At 37.6% G+C, this 12,614-nt stretch carries 11 protein-coding genes; all 11 read left to right on the forward strand.

The window, feature by feature from the left end; all coding sequences use genetic code 11:
- Nucleotides 1-37: 37 nt before the first annotated feature.
- Nucleotides 38-1,645, forward strand: coding sequence for a bacillithiol biosynthesis cysteine-adding enzyme BshC (gene bshC / locus KORDIASMS9_RS12050; RefSeq protein WP_114903079.1), 1,608 nt, complete (start codon nt 38-40; stop codon nt 1,643-1,645).
- A 138-nt stretch (nt 1,646-1,783) separates the two neighbouring features.
- Entirely contained in the window at nt 1,784-3,319 is a 1,536-nt protein-coding gene (guaA, locus tag KORDIASMS9_RS12055) for a glutamine-hydrolyzing GMP synthase (protein WP_114903080.1), read from the forward strand.
- Between the two features lie 17 nt (nt 3,320-3,336).
- Nucleotides 3,337-5,268, forward strand: coding sequence for a LysM peptidoglycan-binding domain-containing protein (locus KORDIASMS9_RS12060; RefSeq protein WP_162819911.1), 1,932 nt, complete (start codon nt 3,337-3,339; stop codon nt 5,266-5,268).
- Between the two features lie 16 nt (nt 5,269-5,284).
- On the forward strand, nt 5,285-5,686 hold the full coding sequence (locus tag KORDIASMS9_RS12065) for an OsmC family protein (RefSeq protein WP_114903082.1): 402 nt from the start codon (nt 5,285-5,287) through the stop codon (nt 5,684-5,686).
- The gene (locus tag KORDIASMS9_RS12070) at nt 5,687-6,241 is read left to right on the forward strand and encodes a DUF922 domain-containing protein (protein WP_114903083.1); all 555 of its coding nucleotides are present in this window, start codon (nt 5,687-5,689) and stop codon (nt 6,239-6,241) included.
- A complete protein-coding gene (locus tag KORDIASMS9_RS12075) occupies nt 6,234-6,479 on the forward strand; it encodes a DUF3820 family protein (RefSeq protein WP_114903084.1) in 246 nt (81 codons plus the stop codon). The genes KORDIASMS9_RS12070 and KORDIASMS9_RS12075 overlap by 8 nt, the downstream gene beginning before the upstream one ends.
- Before the next feature lie 233 nt (nt 6,480-6,712).
- Nucleotides 6,713-7,309, forward strand: coding sequence for an N-acetylmuramoyl-L-alanine amidase (locus KORDIASMS9_RS12080; RefSeq protein WP_114903085.1), 597 nt, complete (start codon nt 6,713-6,715; stop codon nt 7,307-7,309).
- A 23-nt stretch (nt 7,310-7,332) separates the two neighbouring features.
- A complete protein-coding gene (locus tag KORDIASMS9_RS12085) occupies nt 7,333-7,797 on the forward strand; it encodes a hypothetical protein (RefSeq protein WP_114903086.1) in 465 nt (154 codons plus the stop codon).
- A gap of 21 nt (nt 7,798-7,818) precedes the next feature.
- Nucleotides 7,819-8,175 carry a hypothetical protein gene (locus KORDIASMS9_RS12090; protein ID WP_114903087.1) on the forward strand — a complete coding sequence of 119 codons (357 nt, stop codon included), beginning with the start codon at nt 7,819-7,821 and terminating at the stop codon, nt 8,173-8,175.
- A gap of 198 nt (nt 8,176-8,373) precedes the next feature.
- Nucleotides 8,374-10,008 carry a CTP synthase gene (locus KORDIASMS9_RS12095; RefSeq protein ID WP_114903088.1) on the forward strand — a complete coding sequence of 545 codons (1,635 nt, stop codon included), beginning with the start codon at nt 8,374-8,376 and terminating at the stop codon, nt 10,006-10,008.
- Nucleotides 10,009-10,111: 103 nt separating this feature from the next.
- A complete protein-coding gene (gene yidC, locus KORDIASMS9_RS12100; protein WP_114903089.1) occupies nt 10,112-12,049 on the forward strand; it encodes a membrane protein insertase YidC in 1,938 nt (645 codons plus the stop codon).
- Nucleotides 12,050-12,614 lie beyond the last annotated feature (565 nt).

Genomic DNA, 12,614 nt, shown 5'->3' on the forward strand with positions numbered 1-12,614 from the left:
CGCTATCTTTGCAACTTTATAATACTGACGACCAACTATGCCAACTGAATGTATTCCCTACAGTGAAACTGGATATTTTACGCCCATAATTTGTGATTATTTAGCTGAAAAGCCTGCATTACAACCGTTTTACCATCGTTTCCCTAAATTGGAGAATTTTGAAGCGCAACTTCAAGAAAAACAACAATCACATTTAACGGATGCTTCACAAAGAGCTATTTTATCGAAAGCCATGTTGGCGCAGTATAAAAATGTTGCAGCTTCTGAAAAAACGATTCAAAACATTAAAAAACTTGCCAACGAGGATACATTTACCATTACAACAGGACATCAGTTGAATCTGTTTACAGGTCCGTTGTACTTTTTATATAAAATCATTTCTACGATTAATTTGGCGAAGGAATTACAGGAAAAACATCCTAACTATCATTTTGTGCCAATCTATTGGATGGCCTCAGAAGATCATGACTTTGACGAAATCTGTTATTTCAATTACAAAGGAAAAAAACTCCGTTGGAATCGTGAGGCAAGTGGCGCTGTTGGCGAATTGTCTACGGAAGGCTTATCAGAAGTATTAAACGTATTCACCAAAGAATTGGGCAACAGTAACAATGCAAAATATTTAGCTTCACTTTTTGAAGATGGCTATATAAAACACAACAATCTAACGGATGCTACGCGTTATATTGCCAACGAACTCTTCAAACAATACGGATTGGTCATTGTAGATGGAAACGACAAAGCGTTAAAGCAATTGTACATTCCGTTTATTGAAAACGAACTCTTTCAGCAAACGGCACACAAAAAAGTGCTAGAAACGGCGAAACAGTTAACAAAAGCAAGCGCTGACTATAAAATTCAAGTCAATCCGCGCGAAATCAATCTATTCTATATCAACGACGGAATCCGCGAGCGAATTCTTGAAAATGAAGGTGTTTTTAGTGTGAATAACACTTCCGTGAGATGGAACTCGGAGCAAATAAAAACTGAAGTTCACACACATCCAGAGCGTTTCTCACCCAATGCATTATTGCGTCCGTTGTATCAAGAAATCATTCTGCCAAATCTATGCTACATTGGTGGTGGAGGAGAATTGGCGTATTGGTTTGAGCTGAAATCATATTTTGAAGCGGTCAACGTGACGTTCCCGATGTTACTACTCAGAAATTCGGCTGTGATCAAAACCGCGAAACAATCCGAAAAGATGGAAAAACTCAACATTTCCAATCGCGATTTATTTCTAAAAAAAGATGATTTCGTTGCTGCAAAAGTAAAAGAATTAAGCAACATTGATATAGATTTCACACCACAAAAAGAGCACTTAAAACAGCAATTCAAAGACTTATACACACTTGCCGAACAAACCGATAAATCGTTTCTTGGAGCGGTGGCGGCACAAGAAACAAAGCAACTCAAAGGTTTACAGCACTTGGAAAAACGTTTATTAAAAGCGCAAAAACGAGTATTAAAAGACAAAGTTTCTAGAAGTACGGAATTACAAGAAAGCCTATTTCCAAACAACTCGTTGCAAGAACGCCGAGAAAACTTCAGTGAACGCTACTTGGAATACGGCGAACATCTCATTCCCACATTAGTGAAACATTTACAACCTTTATCGGGCGAATTTTTGGTATTGGAACTTTAGATGATAAAAAAGATCAATAGTACTACTGATTTTTAGTCGTTCAATCGACGAAATGATTGGTTTTTTCGTTGTGAATATCCTGTTAAAAAATCTTTGATACTACGCTTAAAATCTAAAATCTAAATACTACTTTTGCGTATGCAACACGACAAGGTATTAATCGTAGACTTCGGATCGCAATACACACAACTCATTGCGCGCAGAGTTCGAGAGCTGAACATCTATTCCGAAATTCATCCATTCAACAAAATTCCAACAAACGTACACGAGTATAAAGCGGTCATTCTTTCGGGAAGTCCAATGTCTGTGCGCTCTAAAGATGCTTTTCATCCAAATTTGGAAGGCATTCGTGGTGTAAAACCATTATTAGGTGTTTGTTACGGCGCACAATATTTAGCACACTTTTCTGGCGGACAAGTTGCCGAATCGAACACTCGTGAATATGGACGTGCAAACCTAAGTTTTGTAGAAGAAAATGAACCTTTCTTAGCAGGAATTTCTGCGGGAAGTCAAGTGTGGATGAGTCACAGTGATACCATCAAGCAATTACCAACCAATGGAAAACTATTAGCCAGCACGCACGATGTCGCAAATGCAGCCTACAAAATAGAAGGTGAAACTACATACGCGATTCAGTTTCATCCCGAAGTATATCATTCTACAGATGGAAAGCAATTACTAGAAAATTTCTTGGTACATATTGCCAATGTAGATCCAGATTGGACACCAAACGCGTTTGTAGAAGAAACCGTTGAAGAGTTAAAAGAAAAACTTGGCAATGACAAAGTCGTTTTAGGCTTATCGGGAGGAGTTGATTCTAGTGTAGCAGCGATGTTATTGCACAAAGCCATTGGCAAAAACTTATACTGCATCTTTGTCAACAACGGATTGTTGCGCAAAAATGAATTTTCAAGCGTGTTGCAACAGTATGAAGGTATGGGACTCAATGTAAAAGGCGTTGATGCTTCGGCACGTTTTTTGGATGCGTTAGCTGGAGAAAGCGAACCTGAGAAAAAACGCAAAGCCATTGGGCGCGTATTTATTGAAGTGTTTGACGATGAAGCACATCAAATACAAGACGTTACGTGGTTGGCACAAGGAACCATTTATCCAGATGTCATAGAAAGTGTAAGTGCCACAGGCGGACCAAGTGCTACCATCAAAAGTCACCACAATGTGGGCGGTTTGCCAGATTATATGAAATTAAAAATTGTAGAACCATTAAAAGCATTGTTTAAAGATGAGGTGCGTAGAGTTGGTGCTTCTATGGGAATGGACACACAATTATTAGGACGTCATCCGTTTCCAGGACCAGGATTGGCAATCAGAATTTTGGGAGACATCACTGCGGAAAAAGTTCGTATCTTACAAGAAGTAGATGCTGTGTTTATCAATGGATTACGTGAGTGGGATTTATATGATAAAGTGTGGCAAGCAGGCGCAATTTTATTACCTGTAAACTCAGTAGGAGTGATGGGCGATGAGCGAACCTATGAAAAAGTAGTAGCATTGCGCGCGGTAGAAAGTACCGATGGAATGACGGCAGATTGGGTAGATTTACCCTATAAATTTTTACAAAAAGTATCGAACGATATAATAAATAAAGTAAAAGGCGTTAATAGAGTAGTGTATGACATTAGCTCAAAACCGCCAGCTACCATTGAATGGGAATAATAAACTTAGAATACAAAATGAAGAAGCTTTTAGGATTTTTTTTAATACTATTGATGACGAGTTGTGGTGCGAGTGCGCAGCAATACACAAATCATAAAGTAGCCAGAGGTGAAACGGTGGAAAGTATTGCAAAACAGTACGACATCAGTCCGGATGATATTATCAGATTGAATCCAGAAGCAAGAAGAGGCGTGCGCAAAAATAGCATGTTGGTGATTCCTTCCAAATCAACGAAAGTTGTTACAGACACAAATGTAACGTTTACCAATCATAAAGTGCGACGAAAAGAAACCTTGTACGGAATTGCTAAGAAATATGGAGTTTCGCAAGAAGACATTTTAAAATACAACGAAAAAGTTGCGAAAGAAGGCTTGAAAAAAGGAGATCGCATTGCCATTCCACAATTTAAAAACAAACCCAAAGAAACAACCGAAACTGTTGAAGAAACTAAAGAAGAAGAAACGGATACTACCGAAGAAGCTTCTTTTGAAATATACACGGTAAAAGCCAAAGAAACCAAATGGGGAATTGCGCATAGCTACGGATTAACGATTGAAGAATTAGAAGACATCAATCCTGAAATAAAAGACGGTTTGCAAATTGGACAAGAAATAAAATTGCCTATTCGTTCAGAAAAACCTGCTATTGTCAGTACAGAACAATATGTGTTTTACGATGTAAAACCGAAGCAAACCATGTACACGCTTACGCGAAAATTAAGTGTAACGGAAGAAGAATTAATCTTATTAAATCCAGCTTTAAAAGATGGTTTGAAAGCGGGAATGGTCTTAAAACTTCCGGTTGCCAAAACAGAAGATTCAAACTTAGAAGTTGTCGATGCTGTTATCATGGATACGTTCAATTTCTTGGAAAATGCAGACGCTGAAAATGTGTCGAACATCGCAATTATGTTGCCATTCAAACTGGACGAGATGGAAATGGATTCTATCGATCAAACCAAAGAAAAACTTAAAAAAGATCGCTTATTAGGCTATGCAACTGAGTTTTATACAGGTTCTTTAATGGCGTTGGATTCTATCAAAAAACTAGGATTTTCTGTCAACGTAAAAGTGATTGATAATGGCGGAAAGAAAAGCACCACACGTGCTGCTGTTACCGAAAATGATTTCACAGACATGCATGCAGTTATTGGACCAATTTTAGACGCGAATGTTGAAATCGTAGCTGCTGAATTAAAATCGGATGGCATTCCAGTTATTTCTCCATTAACTAGCAAAAAGGTAGATCACAGAAATGTGTATCAAACCATTCCAGATAAAAAGCTGTTAGAGCAAAAAATGCTGGCATTTATGAAGAAAAATGGGCAAGACAAAAATGTCATCATCATTGCAGATAAGAATAAAACGAAGATCAAAGCGACGTTGCAATCCATTTTGCCAAATAATAAAGTGTTCAATCCGGAAGAAGGGAATTATATCAAGCCTACTTTAATTCTTCCACATTTAAAAGAAGACGTTGAAAATTGGGTGATTTTAGAAACAGACGATGTATCATTAATTGCCAACGTGACTTCCGTATTAAACTCGTACGCAACCAGCGAAAAACGTGAAATTGTATTGCTGACCACAGATAAAAATAGCAATTACGATAACAATGACAACATATATAATAGTCATTTAGCAAATCTTAATTTTCATTATCCTTCAATAGACAAGCCTTCATCACTCGACAATCAATTTGTGAAAAACTACAAAGCAGAATATGGTATTTCTCCTGGTAGAATTGCTACGCGCGGATTTGACATTACATTTGATATCTTAGTGCGTTTGGTGTACGATCAAAACTTAGCAAAAAGTGTGCGAACTGGCACAGAAACCAGCTATGTAGAAAACAAGTTCAACTATCGCAAAAAAACCTTTGGCGGTTTCTTCAATGAAGGTATTTACATTGTAAAATACGACGGATTAGAAATCAAAGAAGCAAAATAATAAAACCTACTCAATAATGACATCAAAAGTAACCTACACTGGAAGCCTTAGAACTGTTTCAACACACATAAAATCTGGAAATGAGTTCATAACAGACGCTCCTACAGACAATAATGGCAAAGGAGAAGCGTTCTCTCCTACAGATACTGTTGCAACAGGATTGGCAAGTTGTATGTTAACCGTAATGGGAATTAAAGCGGCACAATTAGGTGTGCATATGGAAAACACAACCGCAGAAGTGACCAAAACGATGGCGTCAAATCCGAGAAGAATTTCAAAGATAGAAGTACACGTTCACTTGCCTTTTGAAGCGGACGACAAAACCAAAAAAATATTAGAAAACACTGCAAATACTTGTCCTGTGCATTACAGTCTTCATCCTGATATTGAAAAAATTGTTGAATTTCATTGGAAATAAATGGTTAAACTGTTTGGCATACTCTGTATTTTTCTCCTCGTTCAAGACGAAGAAACCATTACGTGGTCGCATGATCATAAACTGCATTGGGGAAACTTTGAAGGTGCGCCAGATTACAATTCGGATGCTGTGGCGATTACCGCTTCTGGAATTACCTACGGATTGAGCTTAACAACATTTTCAAACAGTGACAAAATAGAATACAAAACTAGAGTGATGGCGCAGTTTTATCCAGAGCAATCTTGGTACTTAAAAGAGCGCGTCAATGATACTGTTTTGGGACATGAACAATTACATTTTGATATTTCAGAACTGCACGCACGAAAATTTCGAAAGCGATTAAAACAGGCGAAATTCAATAAAAATAACATTCGCGAGAAAATCTCTGAAATCTACAATCAAGTCAATAAAGAATTGCGCGAAATGCAAGAAGCGTATGATGAAGGTTCTGACTATTCCAGAGATTACACAGGACAAATACAATGGCAAAAACGCATTGCAAGAGAACTTAACACATACAAAAACTTCAAGCGATCTGCTACAACGAATGACTGATTTACCAAATAAAGAAACACAACAACGATTGCTCATAGAATTGGCACACGCCAAAATGCCGTTCGGTAAATACAAAGATCGGTATTTGGTCAATTTGCCCGAAGCCTATTTGATATGGTTTCAGCAAAAAGGATTCCCGAAAGGCAAACTCGGGCAACAACTCACACAAATGCTCGATATCAAAATCAACGGTTTAGAACCCATGATTCGAAACATTCAAAAGCATTTTGAAAAGTAATAAAACGAGTTTATAAACATCATTTTATGTGTAAATTGGTATTATTACGCAATCAATCATAAAAATAGTTGATAAAATTAGTATCTTACAATTGCAACTACACAAAAAGGGGAAAAAAACCCTATCTGAATTTCTGTGTAATATGTATCTTTAAACTTTCCCCAAAATGAAATTAAAATGGTCTTTACCATATAAATTTTGTATTTGGGATTTTTTGTTTAAAACACACAATTATGATCGTATTATTAGACAACGGACACGGCGGTTTGATTAATGGAACGTATCAAACACCCGGAAAACGTTCGCCAATTTGGAATGATGGTTCGCAACTATTTGAAGGTGAATTCAATCGCGCTATCGTCAATGGAATCATTGAAGAATTAACCGCATTGCGCATTCCGTATGAAAACTTAGCACCAGAATACAGAGATGTAACCTTGCAAACACGCGTACGAAGAGCCAACAAATACGGTTCTCGAAACTGTTTCTACATCAGCGTACACTCCAATGCAGGTGGCGGACATGGAAGTGAAATATTTACCTCTGTTCGCAATACCCGAAGTGATGCTATAGCCACAGTTTTTGGAGAAGAATACAAACGCGTATTTCCAAACAGAAGATTACGTACCGATTTCTCAGATGGCGATTTAGACAAAGAAAAAAACTTTTATGTCTTAAAAAATACTAGAATGCCAGCCATTCTGACTGAAAACTTCTTCATGGACAATGAAGAAGAATGCAAAGCCATCTTAATGACGCGTGAAGGGCGCGAAAAAGTCATTCGCTATCATGTAGATGCGATCAAAAGAGTACAAAACGAATTATTTTAACCTATTAATTATAACATTCAATTATGAAAACACGTTTTTATGCAGTGTATCTTAGTGCATTGGCATTGGTATTAGTTACCTCTTGTGCGACACTTCGTACCGCAGCTTTTGACCAATATTCGTATCAAAAAGGAACGGAAATCAAAGTAGATGCACAACGCTTAATGGACAAAGCGACGCTGTCGTACGATTCGCAAAAAGCAGCGATTGAAAACTTTGAAACAGAACTGGAAAAAATGGTCGAATACGAAAAAAATAAGCCAGACAATCAAATCAGTTACGCGATGTGGAAAATGATTGCGAATCCTGAAAAAAACTTAGCGGCTGGATTTCTAAAACGCTGGAAAGAAAAAGGAACACTGTCAAGCTTTTTCATCAAAGAAGCCAAAGGACAAGTAGTAGAAGCATTGGATTTAATTTTACAATACGAAGGAAAAAAAGATCCTGCTGCCGAAAAGAGATTGCAACAAATGCTGGGAATACAATAACGACATAACAACACATACAACATGGACTTCAAAGATTTACTGAAAGAACTAAAAGGAAACCTATTAAGTTTAATGGGTTCAAAATTTGATGATTTAAAAGAAGAATCAAAAAAAGATGTGCAAGACTTCTTAAATGCTTCCAAGGCCAAACTAGAGCGTTGGACAACTTTACTTGCCGAAGGAAACATTACGCTCGATGATTACAAATGGCTAGTAGAAAGTCAAAAAGATTTGGTCGTACTCGAAGGATTATACGCTGCGGGCGTTTCCAAAATAAAATTAGGACACTTAAAAAACAGCATTCTCGATACGGTTCTCGAAACTGCCATTGGTTTTATAACGCCAAAAGAAGATGATAACAATACAGCAAATGCTTAAAACTACAATCAAAAAATTAAGCTACTTTTTGTAAGACTGATTTTAAGAAACATAGCATCCTGATAATCAGTTTTATCAGAAAAAAATGCAAAGGTTGAGTACACTTGAAAAATAGTTATTCAACCTTTATTAATTATAAATTCTTCTTTGTACTTTTGCCGCCGAATACAACAACAACACAACAACATAAGTACACGAATGGCAAAAACCAAATACATATTTGTAACGGGCGGTGTGACCTCTTCTTTGGGAAAAGGAATAATTGCGGCTTCACTTGCCAAATTATTACAATCAAGAGGTTACCGAACAACGATTCAAAAACTAGATCCATACATTAATGTGGATCCTGGAACCTTAAATCCGTATGAACATGGAGAATGTTATGTAACCGATGATGGCGCTGAAACCGACTTGGATTTAGGACATTACGAACGTTTCTTAAATGTTCCTACCTCACAAGCAAATAATGTAACTACAGGACGTATTTACCAAAGTGTCATTGAAAAAGAACGCAGAGGTGAATTTCTAGGGAAAACTGTGCAAGTCATTCCGCATATTACCAATGAAATCAAAGAACGCATTCAAATTCTTGGAAAGTCTGGAAATTATGACATTGTCATTACGGAAATTGGCGGAACCGTTGGAGATATTGAGTCACTTCCGTATATAGAATCGGTTCGTCAATTATTGTGGGAATTGGGAGAAGGCAACGGAATGGTGATTCACTTAACCTTAGTGCCGTATCTCTCTGCCGCAGGTGAACTCAAAACAAAACCGACACAGCATTCTGTAAAAACCTTGATGGAAAGCGGAATCAAAGCGGATGTATTGGTGTGTAGAACGGAACATGAACTTTCAGAAGAATTGCGTCATAAATTAGCGCTGTTCTGTAACGTGAAGCGTGAAGCGGTGATTCAATCCATTGATGCCAAAACCATTTACGATGTGCCAAATTTAATGCTACAAGAAGGCCTAGATACCGTAGTGATGAAAAAGCTCGATTTGGCAGACGATGGCATGCCCGATTTAACACGTTGGAATAAATTCTTAACCAAACTTAAAAATCCAAAAAGTGAAGTCACTATTGGATTGGTTGGAAAATACGTAGAATTACAAGATTCGTACAAGTCTATCTTAGAAGCATTCATTCATGCAGGTGCAGAAAACGAAATCAAAGTAAATGTGGAGTCCATTCACTCAGAACACATCACAGAAAAAACAATAGCAGAAAAATTTAAAAACTTAGACGGAATCTTAGTCGCACCCGGTTTTGGAGATCGCGGAATCGAAGGGAAAATTCGTGCGGTTCAATATGCACGTGAGCACAATGTCCCATTCCTGGGAATCTGCTTAGGAATGCAAATGGCAGTTATTGAATTCTCTAGAAACGTTTTAGGATTGGATAGTGCCAACTCTACAGAAATGAATCCGAATACGGCAAGTCCTGTGATCAACTTAATGGAAGCGCAAAAAGACATCACTGACAAAGGCGGAACCATGCGTTTAGGCGCTTGGGAATGTGAGTTGAAAGAAGAAAGCAAAGTGCATGACATTTACGAGAAATCTATGATTTTAGAACGTCATCGCCACAGATATGAATTCAACAACGATTACAAAGAAAGGTTAGAAAACGCTGGATTAATTGCTACTGGACGCAATCCAAAAACAGGTTTGGTAGAAATTGTAGAATTGCCATCGCATCCGTGGTTTATCGGTGTGCAATATCACCCAGAATATAAAAGTACCGTAGCCAATCCGCATCCACTATTTGTGGCATTTGTAAAAGCGGCGTTGATCTTTGCAGAAAACAAACAAGATGCCACTATGGCATAAAAATGAAAAATGGATACTTTTTTGAGTAACAAAAAATCAAAAAAGAAGTCTATTACAAATAGATTGAAATCTTTTTACGAGATTCGCATAAATTAAATGATTAATGGAAGAAAACAAGTTTGATTACAAACAACTATTAGGATTTGCACTAATAGCTTTAATTGGAGTTTTTTGGTTAAACACCATGAAACCTACACCTGAAGAGGAAGCTGCAGCTAAAAAAGCAGCCGCAGAAAAAAATAAAACAGAACAAGTTACCACCGATAGCACAGGAATTGCTAAGACAAATACAGCAGTTCCAGATACTTCAACCTTAAATTTGAACGATTCCACGCAAGTGGCACAATATAAAAGTGCTACAGGTGCTTTTGGCTTCAATGCTGGAAAAGTTTCTATGGATCAAGTGACTACGATTGAAAACCAATTACTTTCTTTAAAAATAAGTAACAAAGGTGGACAAATCATAGAAGCACGTGTCAAAGGACAATTGATAAAAGATAAATTTGAGGAATTAAAAACCTACGATTCACTTCCTGTATACTTAATCAAAGACGGAAATGCTTCATTTGGATTAAGCTTAACGACCGCAGACAATCGTGTGATCAATACGAAAGATTTAGCGTTTGAACCTACATACACGGAAAACGGCGATACAAAAACGCTTTCCATGAAGTTGAAAGTAGCACCAAACAAATATTTAGAGTATTTGTATGAGTTGAAAGACGATTATATGATGGATTTCACAGTGCGTTCGCAAGGACTAAACGGTGTTATCAATGCGAGTCAACCCGTAAACATGGAGTGGAAGCTGAAAAGTTTCCGTCACGCGAAAAGTGTAACCTACGAAAACCGTTATACCGATGTGCATTACGAATATGAAGATGGGAAAGACAGCTATTTAGGTCAAACGGATGATGAGGAGAACCCAAAAGGCGTTACGTGGATTGGTTACAAACAACACTTCTTTACGTCAATTTTACTATCAGACACACCTTTTAGAAGAGCCAATTTAACGTCGCAAAACATTGTGGACAGTGAAATGCCAGAGAAAGATGTAGAATTCTTAAAAAACTTTAGTTCCACGATTCCTTTAGAATTGAAAGGTGGCGAATTGAACTATACTATGGACATGTATCACGGTCCAACAGACTATGAAACCTTGTCGGCTTATGATAGAAACCTAGACGAAATTGTACCCTTAGGTTGGGGAATTTTTGGTTGGATAAACCGGTATTTCTTAATTCCGTTGTTTGGATTTTTGAGTATGTTCTTACCAGCGGGAATCGCTATTGTTGTGATGACAATTATGGTTCGATTGTTACTATCGCCAATTACTTACAAATCGTACTTATCGCAAGCGAAGATGAAAGTGATTCGTCCAGAAATCAACGAAATCAACACAAAGTACAAGGATGATGCTATGAAGAAGCAGCAAGAAACCATGAAATTATATGGGAAAGCAGGCGTAAGTCCGATGGCAGGTTGTATTCCAGCATTGCTACAAATTCCGGTATTCTACGCATTATTCATGTTCTTCCCATCGGCATTTGAGTTGCGACAAAAAAGTTTCTTATGGGCAGATGATTTATCGTCGTATGATACCATTTACAAATTCCCGGAAGGATTTAGCATTCCGTTATATGGAGATCACATCAGTTTATTTCCAATCTTAGCGTCGATTGCCATTTTCTTCTACATGCGAATGACTACGGGACAACAAATGAGTTCTATGCAACAACCATCGCAAGAAGGAATGCCAGACATGAGTAAAATGATGAAATACATGATGTATTTCTCACCATTACTAATGTTATTCTTCTTCAACAACTACGCAAGTGGATTGAGTTTATACTATTTTGTATCGAATTTAATTACGATCGGAATCATGTTAGTCATTAAAAAATACATCATTGATGAAGACAAGATTCACGCGCAAATAGAGATCAACAAAAAGAAACCGAAAAAGCAAAATCGTTTCCAAAAGAAAATGCAAGCGATGATGGAGCAAGCGGAAGCACAGAAAAAAGCAAAAGGGAAGTAGAGTTTAGATCGCTTCACTTCGACTTCGCTCAGTGTGAACGCTTTTAGACTTTCTTGCTGAAGCAGGAAATTAGAAAGCAAGAATATTTTACATTATATAAAAGCTCTTCAATTTTGGGGAGCTTTTTTTTTGGATAAAATTCAACAGTTATCATTGTATACTGTGGATGCATCTCGTAAGAGTTCTAGTTTAGTATATGCCTGTTTTTCTACTTGGATGTTTCGTCTGCTAGCGGAAGCTTCCTGCAGTACTGCGAGACCGTTTCGTAAGCTCCCGAAAGCTTGTTGCAGATCTGCGAGACCGTTTTGTAAGTTCCCGAAAGCTTGTTGCAGCACTGCGAGAACGTTTCGCAAGTTCCCGAAAGCTTGTTGCAGCACTGCGAGAACGTTTCGCAAGTTCCCGAAAGCTTCCTGCAACACTGCGAGAACGTTTCAAATGCGTTGGAAAGCTTGTTGCATTGCTGCGAGAACGTTTCTAACGGCTTTTTATTGAGAATTTTCAATGAAATCGCTAAAATAGGTAGTATCGGTAGTATCCAAAAAACAACTGATTTTCAACCCTTTTA

This window comes from Kordia sp. SMS9 (genome assembly GCF_003352465.1).
Classification (GTDB): domain Bacteria; phylum Bacteroidota; class Bacteroidia; order Flavobacteriales; family Flavobacteriaceae; genus Kordia.

What these genes read in the sequence shown, in the direction of transcription:
- bshC (WP_114903079.1), top strand. Translation starts at nt 38, where the DNA reads ATGCCAACTGAATGTATTCCCTACAGTGAAACTGGATATTTTACGCCC.
- guaA (WP_114903080.1), top strand. Translation starts at nt 1,784, where the DNA reads ATGCAACACGACAAGGTATTAATCGTAGACTTCGGATCGCAATACACA.
- KORDIASMS9_RS12060 (WP_162819911.1), top strand. Translation starts at nt 3,337, where the DNA reads ATGAAGAAGCTTTTAGGATTTTTTTTAATACTATTGATGACGAGTTGT.
- KORDIASMS9_RS12065 (WP_114903082.1), top strand. Translation starts at nt 5,285, where the DNA reads ATGACATCAAAAGTAACCTACACTGGAAGCCTTAGAACTGTTTCAACA.
- KORDIASMS9_RS12070 (WP_114903083.1), top strand. Translation starts at nt 5,687, where the DNA reads ATGGTTAAACTGTTTGGCATACTCTGTATTTTTCTCCTCGTTCAAGAC.
- KORDIASMS9_RS12075 (WP_114903084.1), top strand. Translation starts at nt 6,234, where the DNA reads ATGACTGATTTACCAAATAAAGAAACACAACAACGATTGCTCATAGAA.
- KORDIASMS9_RS12080 (WP_114903085.1), top strand. Translation starts at nt 6,713, where the DNA reads ATGATCGTATTATTAGACAACGGACACGGCGGTTTGATTAATGGAACG.
- KORDIASMS9_RS12085 (WP_114903086.1), top strand. Translation starts at nt 7,333, where the DNA reads ATGAAAACACGTTTTTATGCAGTGTATCTTAGTGCATTGGCATTGGTA.
- KORDIASMS9_RS12090 (WP_114903087.1), top strand. Translation starts at nt 7,819, where the DNA reads ATGGACTTCAAAGATTTACTGAAAGAACTAAAAGGAAACCTATTAAGT.
- KORDIASMS9_RS12095 (WP_114903088.1), top strand. Translation starts at nt 8,374, where the DNA reads ATGGCAAAAACCAAATACATATTTGTAACGGGCGGTGTGACCTCTTCT.
- yidC (WP_114903089.1), top strand. Translation starts at nt 10,112, where the DNA reads ATGGAAGAAAACAAGTTTGATTACAAACAACTATTAGGATTTGCACTA.